Here is an 18,741-nt window from a genome sequence, read left to right on the forward strand (position 1 = left end):
AAGTTGGCCTTTTTCATGTGATTACGCGTAAGAATGAAGCCCTGCAATCACAAGATTGACAAAGATGAGATTAAACATAATGATGGCGAATCCGATGACAGCTAACCAAGCGGACTTTTCGCCATGCCAGCCCCTGGATAAGCGAAGATGAAGGTAGGCTGCATAAAAGAGAAACGTAATTAATGCCCATACTTCCTTCGGGTCCCAGCCCCAGAACCGAGTCCATGCAATTTGCGCCCAGATCATTGCAAAAATGAGCCCGCCTAACGCAAATACAGGGAAACCAATGGAAACAGCTCTGTATCCAATTTCATCGACTAAATCTAGGTTCACCTGTTTCACGAGCGGTTGAAGCAGAGCACTCAGTCGTTTGCGAATGACCAAGCGAATCAGTCCATACAAAATCAGCCCCGTGCCGAATGACCATAACACCGTATTGACCTTTCTTCCTGAAAAAACAGGCGGCAAATCAACAAACGGTTCCAAACGATCTTGCGTCACAAGCTCTCCTTTATGAGGTCCAACTAGAGCTGGCAGCTCATAGACCATCACACTTTCCTCTTTATTTTTATCGACCCAATTAAATTTCGCTTCGTATCCTGTCATTCTAAAGATGGACGTGACTGCGATAAATGCAAGTGTCACAACAATCATAAACATGACAAGCTCTAAACCAAATGTCTTCTTACCTGGTTTTGTTTGATCGACATGTTTTAATAAGAAGATGACACCTGCCACAAAGCTGATCGCTAAAATAGCTTGCCCTAGTGCTGCTGTTGTCACGTGAATATAAAGCCAATTACTTTGTAATGAAGGAATTAGCGGTGATATATCAGATGGGAACATACTTGCATAGGCAATAATCAATAAAGCGATTGGAAGTGTAAATAAACCAAGTACCGACACTTGATACACAAAATATAAAATGATGAATGCGAGCACAAGCATCATGCCGAAAGCCGTTGTGAATTCAAACAAATTACTGACTGGTGCATGACCAGACGCCATCCACCTTGAAATAAAGTAGCCAAATTGACTTAAAAAACCGATGATGGTGAGCGTAATACCGATAAGTGCCGCCTTATTTCTGCGCGGTCCATCAACTTTCTTTTTTCCTTTAATGGCACCACCAAAAAAAGGAACTGCCGCTAAATACAATAGAAAAGCTGCAAATAACAGGTTTTCACTGACTGCTGCCATCTAATCCTTCCCCCTTGCTTTTGCTGATACTTGTTGTATCAGGCAGTTCTTTTTGATCAACTGGCTGTTTGATGCCACTGTCACTTAGGATCACGCCAAGATCAGACTTTAACCCAAACCAGTTTTTGTTTGTGTGTCCTGCCACAAATACTTTTCCATCCTTTGCAGACAGCCAAATTCTTCTATGCTGCCAATACATCCCCTGCACGACACCAATCATGAAGATGATCCCGCCTACGATGAGCACCCCAAGAGTTAAATCTTTTCTCACCGTCAATCCCGTGACGTTTTTCGTTTCCACTCGATCAAACTTCATTTTATATAGGTTATTATCAGAGCCCTCTACTGTCTCTTGAATCGCCACAAAGCTTTTTTCACCTTTAGGCTTTTCAGGAGAAACCATTTCAAACACGAAAGCAGGATTATTCGGATTCCTTGTTTTCGTACTCGGCGTTCCATCATCGTCAAAATAAAAATCAGGGAGATAGCTCATCACTTTGACTTTGTAACCGCTACCAAGATCATATTCTGACTTAGGCTCCAGCAGATTAATCTTCACTGTTCCGAAAGATTTTTCAGTATCTTTACGAATCAGCTGAAAGACCATTTGATCGAGTTCATTTTGTTTAAAATCCACTTGATATAATGAGAAATGATCAAACTTGAGCGGTTCGTTCACTTTAATATCATGTTCTGATACCTGCTTCAGCTTGGGCTTTTCACCAAACACAACTTCCCCTTCACGTTTGTATAAAGTGGCATCGGTTTTATAACTTTTCACTACTTGACCGTCGCCAGCTCTTTCAATCGCATTCTCAAACACTTCTTTTTCATTTCCAGTTTCATAGCGGTCAATTGAAAACGCATTATTTTTCAAAAAATATTGACCATCTGTGCCTGGAATTGGGGCAGTTTCACCCTCTCTAACCCACAGCGTTTCATCCACATACATGCCTGGGACAAACCGGAGCATTGATCCAATGAGAAAGATGATTAATCCAATGTGATTGACGTAAGGGCCCCAGCGTGAAAAGCGGCCTTTTTCCGCTAAAATATGTCCGTTTTCTTCTCTCACGCGGTAACGCTTTTGTTTCATTGCTTTCTTGATGCCTTCATATGTATGCTGATCTAACGTTTTGTCTGTCTCACTGAACAGACGCTGTCTTCTCATAAAGCCTTCTTTTTTAATAACCCCTTGGTTTTTAAGTGCTCGATAAAGAGGAATAACCCGGTCGAGACTGCAAATGACAAGGGAGATTCCGATGGATGCAACTAAAGCTAAAAACCACCAAGAATTATAAAGATCATGGAATCCAAGTGTGTAATACAGCTTGCCAAACGACCCATATTGCTCTTCATAATAGGTGGAAGCAGATGCACCTGGCGGAATAAATCGCTCCTGCGGAAAAATCGTTCCTAATGAGGAAGCAAGCAGTGTGATGACAATCAGCCACACACCCACCTTAACGGAAGAAAAAAAGTTCCATACTTTATCAACAATCGTTTTGTTGTATGTTTGCGAGCGTCTCGCACTGCCGTCATATCTCATATCAAGCAGCTTTGAAGAGTTTTTCTCTTTAGCCGCAATAGGATTTCCGCAGGATTCACATAAAACAGTACCGATTGGATTAATATGTCCACACTCGCATTTTACCTCTTTCATTCTATGACCCCTTTGGTTTAATCAAATTCATATAATCATAGATTTGACGTTCTGTCATGGTTCCCTTTATGACTTTGATTACCTTGCCTTCAGGATTAACTAGAAGCGTGGTTGGTAGTTGTCCTATATCATATGCCTCTGTTACTTGACGATCCTTGTCCATGGCAACAGGAAAATTCACGCCATAAGATCCCATAAAATTTTTCACGGCAATATTGGATTCTGCAACATTGACTGCAACAATTTCCACACCGCGATCCTTGAACACTTCATATTGATTTGCCATGTAAGGGAATTCTTGTTTACATGGACCACACCAGGTCCCCCAAAAATTAAGAAAGACACCTTTGCCTTTTAAGTCCTTTAATTCAATCCGTTCCCCATCCACAGATTGAAGGACAAAGTTTGGCGCAATAGATCCTTCTTTGACCCGATCCTGTTTGGCAAATACTGAGTTATACATGGTATAACATAGTGCAGCAAGCATCACGAGGAGAATGCCCGTCCGTATGAAAAACCGTCTTTTTTTCATCTGAAGTACCCCTTCCCCATAGACATTCAGGTAAATTATAGCATTCTCCTTCTTTTGATGCTTCTTCATTTTTTGAAGTTTATGTGAAAATTAAAAAGCGCTTTTCCCGTGATCTGCAATTGCTCTCAGGCGCTTTACTTCATGCGGTGTTAATTCTCTGCGGTCTCCTGGTCTCATGCCTTCAATATGAAGGAACGCATATTGCTCTCTTTTTAGCTTTAACACATCATGACCGATCGCTTCAAACATGCGGCGCACTTGTCTGTTTCTGCCTTCATGAATGGTTAATTGAACGATAGATGTCTGCTTTCGTTTATCGATAGAAAGCATCTTGGCACGAGCACGTGCAGTCTTTTTATGATCTAACATAATCCCTTTTTCTAGCTTTCTAAGCAATTCCTTTGATGGGATGCCTTTTAGCTTCGCTGCATATGTTTTATCAATTTCGTATTTCGGATGCATGAGCTTATGGGCAAATTCCCCGTCATTTGTAATTAAAATCAAACCGCTCGTATCATAATCTAAGCGGCCGATTGGATAAAGGCGCTGCGGGACGTCATCAAAGAAATCTGTGACAACCTTACGTCCTTTATCATCCTCGGCAGCTGAAATGACGCCGCGCGGTTTATAAAGCATAAAGTAAACCGGTTCTTCTCTTTCAAGCTTTAATCCGTTGACTTCAATTTTATCTGAAGAGCCCACTTTTACTCCGAGCTCTGTCACTGTTTGACCATTAACGGTAACTCGTCCTTCTTTAATTAATTCTTCTGCCTTTCGTCTAGAAGCGACGCCGGCATGTGCAATTACTTTCTGTAAACGTTCCATTTTGTCTTTCACCTCATGTACTATCTTACTTGCTTGACTTAAAACAAACAAGCATTCGTGGAAAAATAAGCGATTCGTCTGTTTAATTTCAGCTAAAAAGCAATTTTCCATCCATTGAAAGACAAAAAAGCGCCTCATTAGGCGCCGCTAAATAACAAACTGACGATGATGACAGATGCAATGATGCCAATGAGGTCCGCTAACAGACCTACTTTCAGCGCATCTCCCATTTTTTTTATACCGACTGCCCCAAAATAGACCGTTAAAATGTAGAGAGTGGTATCAGTTGACCCTTGCATGACAGCTGCGAGCTGTCCGATAAATGAATCTGGTCCATATGTCGCAATGAGGTCTGATGTCATCCCGAGTGCAGCTGTGCCAGATATCGGACGAATAAACGCAAGCGGCACCACTTCTGCCGGGAAGCCGATCGCTGTAAACACGGGTTTTAACAGTCCCATGACAAAATCAAGCGCACCAGACGCGCGGAATATCGTAATGGCCACGAGCATGCCGACTAAATAAGGAATGATTGAAAAGGCAATTTGAATACCTTCTTTCCCGCCCTCGACAAATGTTTCATAGGTCGGTACCTTTTTAATGGTTCCCGCAATTAAAATTCCTGCGATGATCAGTGGGATCAAAGCAAGTGACAGCCAGTTAATAAATGACACGAGATCACCCCCGCCTGCTTCTGCGATAGTGGAAATAGCGATCAATGAGAATGGCACCAATGCCTGAAATGAGTGTCGCCAAAATGGTTGGCCCTACAATGTCTGTTGGCTGATCTGCACCATAGGTCATTCTAATTGCAATGACGGTTGTTGGCACGAGTGTGATAGAGGATGTGTTGACCGCTAAAAATGTAATCATGGACCGGCTTGCTTCATTTTTCCCGCCGTTTAATGCTTTCATCTGCTCCATTGCCTTAATCCCAAGCGGTGTAGCGGCATTCCCGAGACCAAAGAAATTCGCCATCAGATTGGACAAAATATATCCCATCGCAGGATGGTTAGGCGGAATATCCGGAAATAGCTTTGAAATAAAGGGACGGCACAATTTACTAAAGAAATGTAACAAGCCTGCCTCTTCTGCAATCTTCATCAGCCCGAGCCAAAAAACGAGGACACTAATCAGACCAATTGAAATGGTCACAGCTTCCTTTGATCCCTTAAATACAGCTTCGTTTACTTCCTCCATCGTTCCGTTGAACATCGCGTACACAAGACCGATGACAGTGAGGAATACCCAAATTAGATTGACCATGAAGATCCGCCTATAGATGTCTGAAAGACAGACTTAAACATTTCTTGGAAGCTTTTTTGAGGCATTCGATTTCGTTTATTTTCATAAAAAATCGGTACTTGCTCGATCACCTGTCCATCTAATAAAAACGTCATTTTCCCTACAACATCAGGGATGGCCTCGGCGTTTTTTTTCCACTTCTTTTGAGGAGTAAGCATTTCCGTTTCAATTTCTACTAGCTTTTTCTCATCTTCATTTAAAAAATAGTCCACATCACGTTTGATAAATGCTTTTTTTTCGTAAAAGGTTCCTTTTAATGAAGCGAGTCTTCCTTTTTCAGCAAGTACGTACGTTTTATAATGATCAAATGCATATTCAAACATAGAGATATGATCCTTCCAATCATCTGGCGCATTAATGGTCACAGCGATCAGTGCCGCATCCCCTTTGGCAGCTGTAGAGACAAGTGTGCGTTTTGCAAGCTTCGTATATCCCGTTTTCCCACCAGTTGAATATTTGTATAATCCGGTGACCAGCTTGTTTTTATTTTTCCAATAGCCTTCCATCGTTTTTGCTTTATAGAAAGTCGTGCCTGCAATTTTTTGATATTGTTTATGCTCCATGGCGTATTTTGTTAAGATGGCCATGTCATAGGCTGATGAATAATGATGTTTATGATCATCGAGTCCATGCGGATTTTGAAAATTCGTATTCTCCATTCCTAGTTCAGACGCTTTTTGATTCATCATAAAAATAAATCCTTCTAAACTGCCGCCCACATGCTCTGCAATGGCAACAGCTGCATCATTTCCAGAACGCAGCATAAGCCCGTATGTCAAGTCTTCTAGGCTCACCTTCTGCCCTTCTTTTAAATAAATCGATGAGCCCTCTGCTTGTATCGCGCGCTTTGATACTTTGACGGTGTCTTTCATTTTTCCTGATTCAATGGCTAATACTGCCGTCATAATTTTCGTAATACTGGCGATTCTTCTTTTTTCATGCTCGTCCTTTCCAAATAGGACTCTGCCTGACTGTCCATCTATTAAAATGGCGCTTCTTGCACTCACTGATAATGACATATCTGCTTTGGCATGTGAGGAAAAAGGCAGTAAGAGTGTAAATAGAAGAAGGACTGCTGTTCCAATTTTTAAATAGGGCATGTTCATTCACGTCCTTGTCCGTTTTGTACAAGTGTATGCGCGGCTGAAAAAGTTATGATGCCTCGTCCATAAAAAAAAGCGTCTCTATATGTAGAGACGCTCAGATTGTCGACAAAGGGCTAAAATGAACCTTATTTTAGCCCTTTGTCTTCTTTTCAGCGTGATAGAAAACCTTTGCAGTCTAGGAAGGACGAGTACTGGCGCGGAGCGAATTTGACATTCGTGAGCACCAGCACGCAGGACTGACAACGAATGCGAGGGTTTGTCTACACGCTGAGCGTCTCTATATGTAGAGACGCTCCTTCCTCTTGCTTATACCATTTTCATTTGCTGATGAGATGTCGTATATTCTAGCTCTTCTCTCATCGCTAAAAAATCTTTTTCTAATGAAGAAAATAATCGTTTGATCTCAGCGGATACTTCATGGTGGAAAACAATGCTGCTCTTTCCTGTATATGCGGAACGGCTGTCTTCATACCATGTATCCTTTTTCGGCGTGAAAAACTCTTCAATACATTGATGATAAATACGGTGAAGCGTCTGCTGCGCGGCTTGCTGCGGGAATGTCTGCTGCTGGCTGATTTTCCTGCAAACTGCCGCTGCATCCTCGCTGTACACTGCAAGCTTCCGTAATGTATTCAATATGTCACAATAATAGGCTTCCGCTTCAGGGTTTAATCGTTTCATACTTGATAAGGTAGCTTCGTTCAGAAAACCATTCATTTCAGTTGCAACCTTTGATAAAAAGACGCCTGCTTGATCAACTTGAGCCTTTACATTCATATGTGCCATTTGTTTTGTGTTTACCTTCCCCTCATGGCTTTATGACCATTTTATCTGACATCAATAGATGTTAGACCTAAAATCTTTTTTATATTTTATCATACATTTTTCATTCTTTTGAACTATTTTATCTCTTCAAATGTTTGATTGAAGTTTTCAAAAAATAGATCAGCTTCTTCTTGTACACCATCTGCTTCCACATTCTCTGGAAGTGGCGGTAATTCATCCAATGCCTTTAAGCCAAACTGCTCTAAAAAGGTAGGTGTTGTCCCATAAAGAATTGCTCGCCCAGGGCCATCGGCACGTCCAACTTCACAGAGCAGCGCTTTGGCTACTAAACTATGGAGCACCCGCTCTGATTTGACTCCTCTGATTTCTTCTACCTCACTGCGTGTGATCGGCTGTTTATAAGAAACGATTGCGAGTACTTCAAGCGCTGCCTGAGACAAACCTTTGGATGGGGTCTCGACTAATTTTTTCAAATAAATGCTGTATTCCTTTTTCGTCAGCAGCATATATGAATCTGCATATTCAATGAGCTCAATTCCTCGTTCTTGTTTTTGATACTCTTCCTTTACGGCAGACATCATATCGAGTAACGCTGCCTCTTCTACTTCAAGAACAGACATGAGCTGTTTTTTTGTTAAGCCTTCGTCACCTGCTGCATAAAGCAGCGCTTCTATGATGGCTTTCCAATTCACGATATCAAGCGTCATGAATCGTTTCACTCCCTATAATATAAATGTCTTCAAAGTTTCCTTCCTGCTCTAACATGATTTGATGACCTTTCATCAATTCAAGAACAGCAAGAAACGTCACGACAAGGTGCTCCTTTTGATCATGTTGAAATAGAGTCATGAAATTGGTCCGCTTTTTCGTTTTTCTTAAATGGTTCATAATCTCATTCATTTTGTCTTCAATCGGGATTTCTTGTCTTGTAATCCTAGATGGTGCTGGTTTCGTTATTTTCTTTCGGTTCAATACCTTTTGGAACGCACCTAACATATCATACACCGTGACATGCAGGTTTGTGTCCTTCGCTTCCGATTCTTTTGCAAATTCGCTTAAATCACTTGGAGGTTTTGTAAAGGCATTTTGCCTTTCTTCCTCGCGTTCCTTTAGTTCTTGTGCTGCATCTTTATACTTTCGGTATTCAATCAGTTTGCCAATCAGCTCTTCTCGAGGGTCCTCTTCCTCTTCAAGCAGGTCTTCATCAAATAGCTCTTCCTCTTGTTTCGGAAGGAGCATTCTGCTTTTAATACTCAGGAGGGTTGCAGCCATCACCAAATATTCACTTGCCACATCAAGTTCAAGCTCCCTCATGGTATGGACATATAATAAATACTGCTCCGTAATTTTAGCAACGGGAATATCATAAATATCAATTTCCAACCGGTTGATTAAATGTAAAAGTAAGTCCAATGGACCTTCAAACGAATCTATTTTCACCTGATATTCCAGCATTTTTTCTCACCATTTCTACTGTCTTCTAAGTACCGTTTCACCGGCTAACCTTTAGTATAAGACAGGATAAAGCTCTCGTCCAATATAATTTCGACCATAATGTCCTAGGCAAAATAAGAAAAACAGTGGTTTCGCCCATACCACTCAGGGCATTTATACATAGAATACCATTGTAAACAGAACTGATGAAAAAGGAGGCCGTATCATTATGGGAGATGGCTATAACTTTGGCGGAGGTTTCGCGCTTATTGTCGTGCTTTTCATCTTGCTGATCATCGTTGGCGCGGCTTGGGTTTATTAAAGAAACAGAGCGTCCTTTCACGAAGGGCGCTCTTTCTTCTTTTCTTTTCAATATGTTAGACTGAGAGTGGAAAAGGAGATGACCACTGTGTATCCTGAAGCGTACGTGGCTTTTTTACATGAATTTCATACGACAAGAGATTATTTTGAGTGTCATGAAATTCTTGAGGAATATTGGAAGGAAGACCCGCCTGAGCAGCGCAAAGAATATTGGGTTGGCTTCATTCAGCTTGCCGTTGCTTTGTATCATCAAAGACGGGGAAATGGAAAAGGTGCAAAACGGCTCATTTCAAATAGCCTCCACTTGCTGGAAGCAAACCGGCCCGTATTATCGAACCTCGGTCTGGATGATGAGGCGTTTCTCATACTTCTGAGAACGCTGAAGAAGAAAATGGCTGAAGACATGTCATACGAAAGTGTGATGCTCCCGATTAAAGATGAAGCGCTCCTGTCTCTATGCCAAGAAATGGCTCAAAAAGAAGGACTGGTCTTTGGCCAGGAGAGCAACTTATCCCACACATTTTTGATCGAAAAACATAGACTGCGTGACCGGACAGATGTATTGCTTGAACGAAAAAAGCAAATCGAACGTAAAAAAAGCAGAGGACTGTAGCCTCTGCTTTTACATGTGTGATATTTAATTTGTTTCGCTGTGACACTTATGAAAGAAGCCTTGCGTTAATTCATTTGGAATGAGTGTTTTGGTTTTGAATACCTCTTCCACGGCTAAAACCATTTCCTTGCCGATTCCTTGATCTCGATGGGATGGATTCACACTAATATGCTCGATTTGTACTTGGTCGTCTGTTTTCAACACACCAATAGCACCTACGATATCCTCGCCATCTTTCCAAAGGAACAGCTGCCGATTTTCATCCATTTCATATGACTTCATCGTCTGCTGAAGCTGTTTGACGTCTTTCTCACCCGGCATGAAGGAGAGTAGCCCCATGGCAATTTTTTCAAAAGACCTCTTATAACGAATTAACATATATACCCCTCAATATTCAAATTATCCTTATGTCCAGCAAATGTCTCACGAATCATTTGCTCATCACACATTATAAACATTTTTATACCGTTTTTAAACTCTTTTTCACTAAATTAACGAAAGGTACGGTTGAGATTCGCCATTTCAATGGCAGCTGCAGCCGATTCGCTGCCTTTATTTCCAGCTTTTGTACCGGCTCTTTCGATAGCTTGTTCAATGGATTCTGTTGTTAGTACACCAAAGATAATCGGTACCCCTGTTGACATGGCACTTTGAGCAATTCCTTTAGCGGCTTCATTACAAACATAATCGTAGTGAGTTGTTGCGCCCCTGATTACAGTTCCAAGTGTAATGACAGCATCATATTTCTCTGTTTCAGCTAGTTTTTTTGCCATGTACGGAATTTCAAAAGCACCCGGTACCCACACGACATCAATATTGTCACCGTTTGCTCCGTGTCTGAGCAATGTATCTTCTGCTCCGTCAAGCAGTTTACTTGTAATAAAATCATTAAATCTCGCGACGACAATTGCAAATTTTAATCCTTCTGCTACTACATGCCCTTGTATTGTATTCATATGTTGATCATCCTTTTTTGTGATTTTTTATTTTGTTTCGATAGCTGCTGTTTCTTTATTATTTAAATAGGTTTGCAATGCTTCTATTGTCAGCATCTTTAAACCGTGCTGTTTTTGGATTTCTTTTAGTTCTGGAACACGCGCCATTGAGCCATCTACATTCATGATTTCACAAATGACACCCGCTGGCTCTGAACCTGCCAGTTTCGCAAGATCTACCGCCGCCTCTGTATGACCTGGTCTTTCTAGTACGCCGCCTTCTTTTGCAATGAGCGGAAATACATGACCTGGGCGGGCAAATTCTTCTGGAGTTGCGTCTTTATTTAACATGGCAAGCATGGTCGTAGAGCGCTCAAAAGCACTAATACCAGTCGTCGTTGTCACATGATCGATGCTCACTGTAAAAGCTGTATGGTGTGCATCTGTATTTTGTTCTACCATTGGATGCAGGTTCAGGTGTTTGGCAATCGACGCATGGACCGGTGTACAAATGAGACCTCTTCCATGTAAAGCCATAAAGTTAATCACTTCAGGCGTGGCATGCTCAGCAAGTGCCACAAAATCTCCTTCGTTTTCTCTGTCTTCATCATCCACTACGATAATGATTTCTCCTTCTTTCAGAGCGTTTACTGCTTCTTCTACTAAATGATACATACAATCGCCTCCTAGAATCCGTGCTCTTTTAAAAATGATGGGGTCAATCGGGATGGCTGCTTTCCGCCTTGTTCTTTTGTTAAAAAGCGATAGATGTATTTACCGATCATGTCACACTCTATATTCACGATCTCTCCCATAGATTTAGTCGGGAAAATAGTTCCTTCAAGCGTATGAGGAATAATAGAGACTGTGACGTGTGAATCTTGCAAATCGAAAATGGTTAAGCTGACACCATCTATTGCGATCGAACCCTTTTGCGTGAGCATATCTGTGAGGGTCTTGTCCATCTCTAAATCATAGTAAATGGCATTACTTTTCTTTTCTATTCGGGTAATGACTGCCGTCCCGTCAACATGGCCTGAGACAAAATGACCTCCGAATCGTCCATTCGAGGACATGGCCCGCTCTAAATTCACTGGACTGCCTGATGTCAGCTGATCCAGTGATGTCGCTTTGACCGTTTCTGGCATCACATCTGCTGCGAACTGTGCTTTTGTAAAGCTTGTGACTGTAAGACATACACCATTGATCGCAATACTGTCTCCGAGGTGAACATCTTCTAGCACACGGCTGCACTGAATGACAATTTCTATGGCATCTGCTGACTTTTTGCTTAATGACTGAACTGCACCTACTTCTTCAATTATCCCCGTAAACATGTGATCCTCCCTTTCTTTTCATTTGTATTTCTCACTTTTTAAAAAAGCGATGTTAGGGACATGTGATCGATTGAGCACCTTCGTCGCTTTTTATGGTCCATACAAGGTAGATGAGGGATCACCTAATAAACACTGCATGCCGGTCTATTCACTACATGAACATACAGAAAGCCCCGGAAAAAATTCCGGGGCTTTGGCTTTTTTGCATCAGAAATAAAACTATGATCGACAAATATTTTTCGTTCATAGCTTTCTTTATCCTTCTCCCATCCAGACTTTCACTGTCGGCTTCAGCTTTTCACTGAATCAACCGTTAATAAATTAACGGGTCACGGGCTGTAAAGCATTTGCTTTATTACCGTCGGTCGGGATTTTCACCCTGCCCCGAAGGATACAATCGATATTTAGCTGTCCTTAGGGGCTATTATAGCGATCCTTGTTGTCAAATGCAACAATCAAGATTTCTCACAAAAAAAGCCTCCTTATAGGAAAGGAGACTTGTTAATTAACGACTTTTACTACTTTTATAAGACCATCTATTCTCTTTTCATTACTAAAGTAGGCTTTAATACGATCACCTTTCTTCAAGTCGGCCACATCATCTTCGAATTTCTTTCCACTAAAAATGATTTTTGTGCCGTTTTTTGCTTGACCGTAATATTCATCTCCGTCAATTTTCGTAATGGTATATTCATAGATGGTATAATCTTTATCATTATTTGTTAAGCTTTCACCAATGGCTGTTGGCACATCTTCAATTTTCATGCCATTCATGTATAAATAACCTGCGCCTAAACAAAGCAGTAAAACAAATAAGATGGCCATTTTCAATTTAATTTTCCCCATATTTAGAACCTCCATCATCTGCACTTCGCCTATTTGTATGTTTTATTCCTTCTTTTGATGAAATAAAACCAAAAAAGCTGATTTCCATTAATGGTTACTTATATAACGATTGAGATGGACCTTTGGTTCCACCTTTTCATCATTACATATGATACGAATATGCGTTCTTTATTAAGGGGGTCTCTTTCCTCTTTATCAGTTAGCAAGGCGCACATTATTGATGATCATCTTTTTTCGAGTGCAAATAAATCTTCCTCTAACAATTGCGATCTCTGAACAGCGATGTTCCGGCTGTCACGAACCCCTTGATTATAATAGTAGCTTCCAAGGTTTTTTGTGATAAATTCTAGTATATTGATGGCTGCTAATTCACCAATTTCTTCTTCTCGTTCTTCGGCAAAGTAACGCTGAATGGCAATCATCATTTGATCTTTTTCTTCTTTTGTTAATGGTTTCAAATTATCTCCTGCTTTCTTTCAGCATGACCACGCTTTTTAGATTTGTACTGACAATGTGGCGACACCCACAAATACGAATGTTTGTTCTCTTATCATATCACAAAATCGAATTTTGTCCACCACTGTCCTAAAAGAAAAAGCGTATTTTGATATTTAGTTCAAAATACGCTATCACTCTTATTGAAGGAGGATGCCATAGCATGTTGTCATTATTTTAATATGGAAAGTATCGTCGCTACAGAATGATCTACAAATGAACGTTCTGGACGAGATTTCATGAGGACGGTCAGTCCTATGAAAGAAACGACCAGTGTTTGTGCTAAAGCTTTAGCATTCAGGCTGCTTTTGAGCTCACCCGAGCGAATACCTTGAACAATTCTTTCTTCGAAAATGACGGAAAGATACATCTGATGCTCTCTTGTCAGAATTTCAAATTTCTCTTCGTGTGGCGCAAGCTCCACTATTGTATTGATGCAAAAACACCCTTTACTCGGACCATCTCTATATTCCTCTTCTACTAAATCTGCAAATAATGTATGAAATGCTTCCTTGACAGAAAGTTTGTTTTGAAGTTTTGTTCGAATATGGGCAGCATGCTGCTTTGTGTATTTGCGTAATGCGGCCTCAAATAATTCCTCTTTATCTCCAAACGCTGAGTATAAACTTGGCCGCTGTATTCCCATTTTTTCAGTCAAATCGCTTAATGTAGTGGCCCTATACCCCTTTTCCCAAAAAAGCACCATTGCCTCATCCAACGCTTTTTCCTTGTCAAATTCCCGTTGTCGAACCATCAGCAATTCCTCATTTCAACATTAAAATTTCTTCACAAAGTCAGGTATCTATTTTTTGATATTATTGTCTATTTGATTACCAATCGGTACATTATAATTTTATTTTATCGACGTATGATTGTCAAATTTCCTTCCTCTTTCAAGATGAAAGTATTGACTTTAAAATGTTTTGTTGGTTATCCTTAACAGGAATTATAATATACTGATCAGTATATTATACTTTTTAGTACAAAAGGAGACGACGACATGCATGGTGAAAGAAAAAATCATTTCCATAGAACATCTTGATTTGGAAACGGCTCATTTACAAAACAAACCGAAGCAAGCGATGACTCGCTATATGGCTCTGCTTTTTGCGTCAGCCTGCGGGATGGCAGTTGCAAACATATACTTTGCACAACCGTTATTAGACTCCCTCGCATCCGAGTTTGGCATCACCTATTCATCCATTGGCATTGTCATTACGATTACTCAGCTTTGTTATGCACTAGGACTGCTACTGATCGTACCACTTGGTGACCTGTTCAATCAAAGGCGGCTCATCATGGCTCAGATGCTAGTATCCGTGTTATCTCTGATTCTAGTCGGCATCGCCCCTACTGCCACCGTCCTGTTTATAGGGCTGGCTTCCGTCGGCATGCTTGCTGTGGTCACTCAGGTACTCGTAGCGTTCGTAGCGACATGGGCTGCTCCTGAAGAACGAGGCCGTATCGTGGGCTTGGTTCAAAGTGGCATTGTGATTGGTATTCTTCTCGCACGAACGTTTGCTGGTGTACTAACCGATCTCGCCGGCTGGAGGTCAGTCTATCTCGTGTCTGCCGTTATGATGCTCATCATAACCTCCGTGTTATACCGGTATCTCCCGCGGGCTGATAGCGAGAAAGCGTCAATATCCTATATGAAGCTGCTTGCTTCAATGTTTACATTGTTCAGACAAGAACAAATTCTGCGCATCCGAGGCATACTGGGTTTTCTGATCTTTATCGTGTTTGGTACGTTGTGGACTTCGCTCGTGCTGCCTCTCAGCAGCTCGCCACACAATCTTTCACATACGGCGATCGGTGCATTTGGTCTTGCTGGAGTTGCCGGAGCATTAGGCGCTACTCGGGCAGGAAGCCTTGCTGATCGAGGCTTAGGACAATTAACAACTTGTATAGCCCTTGTCCTATTATTCGTTTCATGGTTTTTTATCTTTTTCACTGAATATTCACTCATTTTATTAATCATCGGTATTATTATTCTTGACCTATCTGTGCAGGCCGTACATGTGACCAACCAAAGTATGATTTTCACAGTGCTGCCTGAGGCGAGAAGCCGGCTCACTGCTGCTTATATGATTTTTTACTCCATCGGCAGTGCGACTGGTTCCATTGCTTCCACTAGCATATACGCAAACAATGGCTGGAGCGGAGTATGTTTATTTGGCGCCTCTGTTAGCGCTATTGCCCTTTTATATTGGTTCATCACCTACCGCCTCACGGAACAAATAACCGTAAAATCAGATTTAAAATAAAAAAACACCGCGTTTAAGCGGTGTTTTGGATTAAGCATCGAAAACTTCGACTTTTTCCATTCCTTGGCCTTGTTCCATATCTAGAACAGCCTCGATACCAGATGTTACTTTGCCAAAAACAGTGTGAACACCGTTTAAGTGCGGCTGCGGGTCATGGACGATAAAGAATTGGCTGCCGCCCGTGTCTTTACCAGCATGCGCCATTGATAATGAACCTCTTTCGTGTTGATGTGGATTCCCTTCTGTTTCACATTTAATTGTGTAACCAGGACCGCCTGTTCCATTACCGTTTGGATCGCCGCCTTGGCTTACGAAGCCTGGGATGACGCGGTGGAATTTCAATCCATCGTAGAAGCCTTCATTCGCTAATTTTTCAAAGTTTGCTACTGTACCTGGAGCAGCCTCTGGGTATAGTTCAAACTCAAGTTTCTTACCATTCGTTAGTTGTATGTATCCTTTTTTTGCCATTTTTCACATTCTCCTTTCAGGTTAAACAACGCTCATTATAGCACATTTTCGGTCATGTTAAACATCCCCTGCTCTTTGATTGTGATTTACCTCTTTTCTTAGGATTGATACAATAGAAGAGCTTGATCCTTTTTTCCTATTAAATTGATGACAGAATGAGCAACAGGTCTTTATTTATTGGAAAAGGAAAACATCTTAAAAAGAAAATTGAAACGTCGAATCGATTTGTTACGTCTATATGATGGAGTACATTTCTTTACGTGTACTCAAAAGATGAGTTTCTCTTGAAAGAGGAACCCTTTCGACTTGAAGGAGGTCAACATGTTTAAAAAATCAATGCTTAGTATGATGGCAGCGCTCCTTTTCCTCATTGGTGCGCCAAAAGTCAGCTTAGCGGATGCAGCTGTCGGCGATGTCATCGTCACACTTGGGCAAGACTTAACTCCGGCTGATCGCCAAAAGGTGCTTGACGAGTTGAATCCACCTGAAAATGCGACAAAAATTGAAGTAACCAATAAAGAAGAGCATGAATATTTAGGAAAGTATATCCCCCGTTCTTCTATCGGGACGAGAGCATTATCATCTTCATCTATCACCATTGAAAAATCAGGTACTGGTCTGACTGTGGATACACATAACATCAAGACCATTACAGATGAGATGTATTTAAATGCTTTAATGACAGCCGGTGTCAAGGATGCTAAGGTTGTTGTGACTGCACCGTTTGAAGTTTCTGGGACAGCCGCACTGACAGGTTTATTAAAAGCCTATGAAGTGTCTAGCGACAAAGCCATTCCAGAAGATGTGAAGCAGGTAGCAAACGAAGAGCTTGTGACAACGTCTAAATTGGGTGACTCCATCGGGAAAGACAATGCTTCTGCCCTTATTGCAAAGATCAAGGATGACATTGCGAAAAATGGTGTCCCTAAAACAACAAAAGAAGTAGAAGAAAAAGTGGATCAGGCTGCTTCTGATTTAAACTTAAATCTAACGCAAGATCAAAAGGATCAGCTTATTTCTCTATTCGATAAAATGAAGAACATCAATATCGATTGGAACCAGGTAGGATCTCAAATCGATAAAGCAAAAGACAAGATTACGAAATTCATAGAATCAGATGAAGGGAAAAACCTACTTCAAAAGATTTGGGATTTCTTTGTCTCCATTTGGAACGCGATCGTCTCTGTATTTACTGGAGGTAAATAAGTCATTATAAAAAGCTGCCTGATGTACAGGCAGCTTTTTTACGTAGATGATTTCACTTTTGATTGATAAGGTAAATCAAGTTTGACAATGTCCGCATATGTTTCACGTTCAACCACAAGCTGCGCTTCCCCGTCTTCTACAAATACAACAGCCGGGCGCGGGATGCGGTTATAGTTATTTGACATACTGTAGCCGTAAGCTCCGGTACAAAAGACAGCTAATAAATCTCCTTGTGATAACTCTGGCAGATCGATATCCCAAATAAGCATATCTCCGCTTTCACAGCATTTCCCTGCAATAGAAACTGTTTGATTGTGCGATTGGCTCATTTTGTTGGCACTTGCCGCTTCATATTTCGCTTGATATAATGCTGGACGAATGTTGTCACTCATTCCCCCATCTACCGCAACATAATCGCGAATGCCAGGTACGTGTTTTGATGAGCCGATCGTATAAAGCGTTGTTCCTGCGTCACCAACAAGAGAGCGGCCTGGCTCAATCCAAATCTCCGGTATATCAAACTCATAGCGTGTCACGTTCTCTTTTACAGCTTGGATAATTTTCTCGACGTATTCTGTCGCAGGAAGTGGTTCATCTTCTTCTGTATAACGGATGCCAAAGCCGCCGCCTAAGTTTAACACGGTCGAAATAAAACCAAATGATTCTCTCCATTCTTCCAGCTTCAAAAAGATCTTGTCTGCTGCAAGGACAAAACCAGCTGTATCAAATATTTGTGATCCGATATGGCAATGTACGCCTAAAAGTTCGATCACTTCTGATCCAAGCACTTGTTTCACCGCTTCATCCGCTTGTCCATTGTGAAGGTCAAAGCCAAATTTGGAATCCTCTTGGCCTGTTGTAATGTAATCATGCGTATGCGCTTCGACACCTGGTGTGATACGGAGCAGCACTTTCACCTGTTTTGACAGCTCTTGACCAAGCTCTTCAATGAGCTTCATTTCGTAGAAATTATCTACAACGATACAGCCGATCTCGTACTCTAACGCCATTTTTAATTCATCTCTACTTTTATTGTTGCCATGGAAATGAATTTTTTCTACCGGAAACCCAGCGCAAATGGCTGTGTGAAGCTCCCCGCCTGATACGACATCAAGAGATAATCCTTCTTCCTTGGCAAGTTGAAACATCGCGATGGAGGAAAATGCTTTACTCGCATATGCTACCTGCGCTTTTAACTCTTCTTCTATAAATGCTTTTTGAAAGCTTTTTGCACGCTCCCGTATTAAAGCCACATCATATACATAAAGTGGTGTCCCATACGTTTCAGCTAAAGAAACGGCATCAACACCACCAATTTCTAAATGACCGAGTTCATTTTGTCTGCAAGTGCCGTGTAAATACAATGTCATTCCCTCTTTCTCCGCCTCGGCTGAAAAAAGAC

The 18,741-nt window shown here is 41.3% G+C and carries 22 protein-coding genes, 1 pseudogene and 1 riboswitch; of the genes and pseudogenes, 4 read left to right on the forward strand and 19 right to left on the reverse strand.

Annotated elements, in window-relative coordinates; translation table 11 throughout:
* Positions 1-21 precede the first annotated feature (21 nt).
* The 10 genes from ccsB to NSQ36_RS10530 all read right to left on the reverse strand — a co-directional run bounded on the left by ccsB (position 22) and on the right by NSQ36_RS10530 (position 8,872).
* Complete coding sequence (gene ccsB, locus NSQ36_RS10485) at positions 22-1,200, reverse strand: c-type cytochrome biogenesis protein CcsB (RefSeq protein ID WP_339205653.1); 1,179 nt, start codon at positions 1,198-1,200, stop codon at positions 22-24.
* Positions 1,184-2,863: a cytochrome c biogenesis protein ResB gene (locus NSQ36_RS10490; protein WP_003215850.1), complete on the reverse strand. Its 1,680-nt coding sequence runs from the start codon at positions 2,861-2,863 to the stop codon at positions 1,184-1,186. The genes ccsB and NSQ36_RS10490 overlap by 17 nt, the downstream gene beginning before the upstream one ends.
* Position 2,864: 1 nt before the next feature.
* Positions 2,865-3,395, reverse strand: coding sequence for a thiol-disulfide oxidoreductase ResA (locus tag NSQ36_RS10495; protein WP_106065519.1), 531 nt, complete (start codon positions 3,393-3,395; stop codon positions 2,865-2,867).
* A 90-nt stretch (positions 3,396-3,485) separates the two neighbouring features.
* Positions 3,486-4,220 (reverse strand): 23S rRNA pseudouridine(2605) synthase RluB, encoded by a 735-nt coding sequence (gene rluB / locus NSQ36_RS10500; protein WP_034620508.1) that lies wholly within the window; start codon positions 4,218-4,220, stop codon positions 3,486-3,488.
* A gap of 137 nt (positions 4,221-4,357) precedes the next feature.
* Entirely contained in the window at positions 4,358-4,894 is a 537-nt protein-coding gene (locus tag NSQ36_RS10505; RefSeq protein WP_003216139.1) for a spore maturation protein, read from the reverse strand.
* Positions 4,895-4,898: 4 nt separating this feature from the next.
* Entirely contained in the window at positions 4,899-5,486 is a 588-nt protein-coding gene (locus tag NSQ36_RS10510; RefSeq protein WP_003215919.1) for a nucleoside recognition domain-containing protein, read from the reverse strand.
* Positions 5,474-6,625 carry a D-alanyl-D-alanine carboxypeptidase family protein gene (locus tag NSQ36_RS10515; protein ID WP_106028747.1) on the reverse strand — a complete coding sequence of 384 codons (1,152 nt, stop codon included), beginning with the start codon at positions 6,623-6,625 and terminating at the stop codon, positions 5,474-5,476. The genes NSQ36_RS10510 and NSQ36_RS10515 overlap by 13 nt, the downstream gene beginning before the upstream one ends.
* 312 nt (positions 6,626-6,937) lie before the next feature.
* On the reverse strand, positions 6,938-7,417 hold the full coding sequence (locus tag NSQ36_RS10520; protein WP_003215803.1) for a YpuI family protein: 480 nt from the start codon (positions 7,415-7,417) through the stop codon (positions 6,938-6,940).
* 113 nt (positions 7,418-7,530) lie between these two features.
* Positions 7,531-8,124, reverse strand: coding sequence for an SMC-Scp complex subunit ScpB (gene scpB / locus NSQ36_RS10525; RefSeq protein ID WP_034661126.1), 594 nt, complete (start codon positions 8,122-8,124; stop codon positions 7,531-7,533).
* Positions 8,114-8,872 carry a segregation/condensation protein A gene (locus NSQ36_RS10530; protein ID WP_050943826.1) on the reverse strand — a complete coding sequence of 253 codons (759 nt, stop codon included), beginning with the start codon at positions 8,870-8,872 and terminating at the stop codon, positions 8,114-8,116. Before NSQ36_RS10530 ends, scpB begins: the two co-directional genes overlap by 11 nt.
* A 208-nt stretch (positions 8,873-9,080) precedes the next feature.
* Between NSQ36_RS10530 and NSQ36_RS10535 the strand changes: the two genes are divergently transcribed.
* Both NSQ36_RS10535 and NSQ36_RS10540 read left to right on the forward strand, forming a co-directional pair.
* The gene (locus tag NSQ36_RS10535) at positions 9,081-9,173 is read left to right on the forward strand and encodes a YjcZ family sporulation protein (protein WP_012010430.1); all 93 of its coding nucleotides are present in this window, start codon (positions 9,081-9,083) and stop codon (positions 9,171-9,173) included.
* Between the two features lie 87 nt (positions 9,174-9,260).
* Positions 9,261-9,785 carry a DUF309 domain-containing protein gene (locus tag NSQ36_RS10540; protein WP_251190360.1) on the forward strand — a complete coding sequence of 175 codons (525 nt, stop codon included), beginning with the start codon at positions 9,261-9,263 and terminating at the stop codon, positions 9,783-9,785.
* A 24-nt stretch (positions 9,786-9,809) separates the two neighbouring features.
* Here the strand turns inward: NSQ36_RS10540 and NSQ36_RS10545 are convergent, their stop codons facing one another.
* From NSQ36_RS10545 to NSQ36_RS10575, 7 genes and pseudogenes are all read right to left on the reverse strand, one after another.
* The gene (locus tag NSQ36_RS10545; RefSeq protein WP_003215830.1) at positions 9,810-10,163 is read right to left on the reverse strand and encodes a GNAT family N-acetyltransferase; all 354 of its coding nucleotides are present in this window, start codon (positions 10,161-10,163) and stop codon (positions 9,810-9,812) included.
* Positions 10,164-10,276: 113 nt separating this feature from the next.
* Entirely contained in the window at positions 10,277-10,741 is a 465-nt protein-coding gene (gene ribE, locus NSQ36_RS10550; RefSeq protein WP_339205657.1) for a 6,7-dimethyl-8-ribityllumazine synthase, read from the reverse strand.
* Positions 10,742-10,816: 75 nt separating this feature from the next.
* A pseudogene (ribB, locus tag NSQ36_RS10555) lies at positions 10,817-11,395 on the reverse strand (3,4-dihydroxy-2-butanone-4-phosphate synthase); the annotation flags it as partial.
* 11 nt (positions 11,396-11,406) lie between these two features.
* On the reverse strand, positions 11,407-12,057 hold the full coding sequence (ribE, locus tag NSQ36_RS10560; RefSeq protein WP_321999314.1) for a riboflavin synthase: 651 nt from the start codon (positions 12,055-12,057) through the stop codon (positions 11,407-11,409).
* 254 nt (positions 12,058-12,311) lie between these two features.
* Positions 12,312-12,453: riboswitch (FMN riboswitch) on the reverse strand.
* Between the two features lie 105 nt (positions 12,454-12,558).
* Positions 12,559-12,903 (reverse strand): hypothetical protein, encoded by a 345-nt coding sequence (locus NSQ36_RS10565; RefSeq protein ID WP_003215701.1) that lies wholly within the window; start codon positions 12,901-12,903, stop codon positions 12,559-12,561.
* A 224-nt stretch (positions 12,904-13,127) separates the two neighbouring features.
* The gene (locus NSQ36_RS10570) at positions 13,128-13,361 is read right to left on the reverse strand and encodes a DUF2164 domain-containing protein (RefSeq protein WP_050943822.1); all 234 of its coding nucleotides are present in this window, start codon (positions 13,359-13,361) and stop codon (positions 13,128-13,130) included.
* A gap of 209 nt (positions 13,362-13,570) precedes the next feature.
* Entirely contained in the window at positions 13,571-14,152 is a 582-nt protein-coding gene (locus NSQ36_RS10575; RefSeq protein WP_106032594.1) for a TetR/AcrR family transcriptional regulator, read from the reverse strand.
* A 250-nt stretch (positions 14,153-14,402) separates the two neighbouring features.
* Between NSQ36_RS10575 and NSQ36_RS10580 the strand changes: the two genes are divergently transcribed.
* On the forward strand, positions 14,403-15,665 hold the full coding sequence (locus NSQ36_RS10580) for an MFS transporter (RefSeq protein ID WP_339205661.1): 1,263 nt from the start codon (positions 14,403-14,405) through the stop codon (positions 15,663-15,665).
* A gap of 30 nt (positions 15,666-15,695) precedes the next feature.
* Here NSQ36_RS10580 and NSQ36_RS10585 read toward each other — a convergent pair whose 3' ends face one another.
* A complete protein-coding gene (locus NSQ36_RS10585) occupies positions 15,696-16,133 on the reverse strand; it encodes a peptidylprolyl isomerase (RefSeq protein WP_003215505.1) in 438 nt (145 codons plus the stop codon).
* 321 nt (positions 16,134-16,454) lie between these two features.
* Between NSQ36_RS10585 and NSQ36_RS10590 the strand changes: the two genes are divergently transcribed.
* A complete protein-coding gene (locus NSQ36_RS10590) occupies positions 16,455-17,339 on the forward strand; it encodes a DUF1002 domain-containing protein (RefSeq protein WP_003215933.1) in 885 nt (294 codons plus the stop codon).
* Positions 17,340-17,377: 38 nt separating this feature from the next.
* Here the strand turns inward: NSQ36_RS10590 and lysA are convergent, their stop codons facing one another.
* Positions 17,378-18,703 (reverse strand): diaminopimelate decarboxylase, encoded by a 1,326-nt coding sequence (lysA, locus tag NSQ36_RS10595; RefSeq protein ID WP_253622944.1) that lies wholly within the window; start codon positions 18,701-18,703, stop codon positions 17,378-17,380.
* Positions 18,704-18,741: the final 38 nt, after the last annotated feature.

Origin of the sequence: Bacillus sp. FSL W8-1143 (assembly GCF_037965155.1) — a bacterium.
GTDB lineage: Bacteria > Bacillota > Bacilli > Bacillales > Bacillaceae > Bacillus > Bacillus pumilus.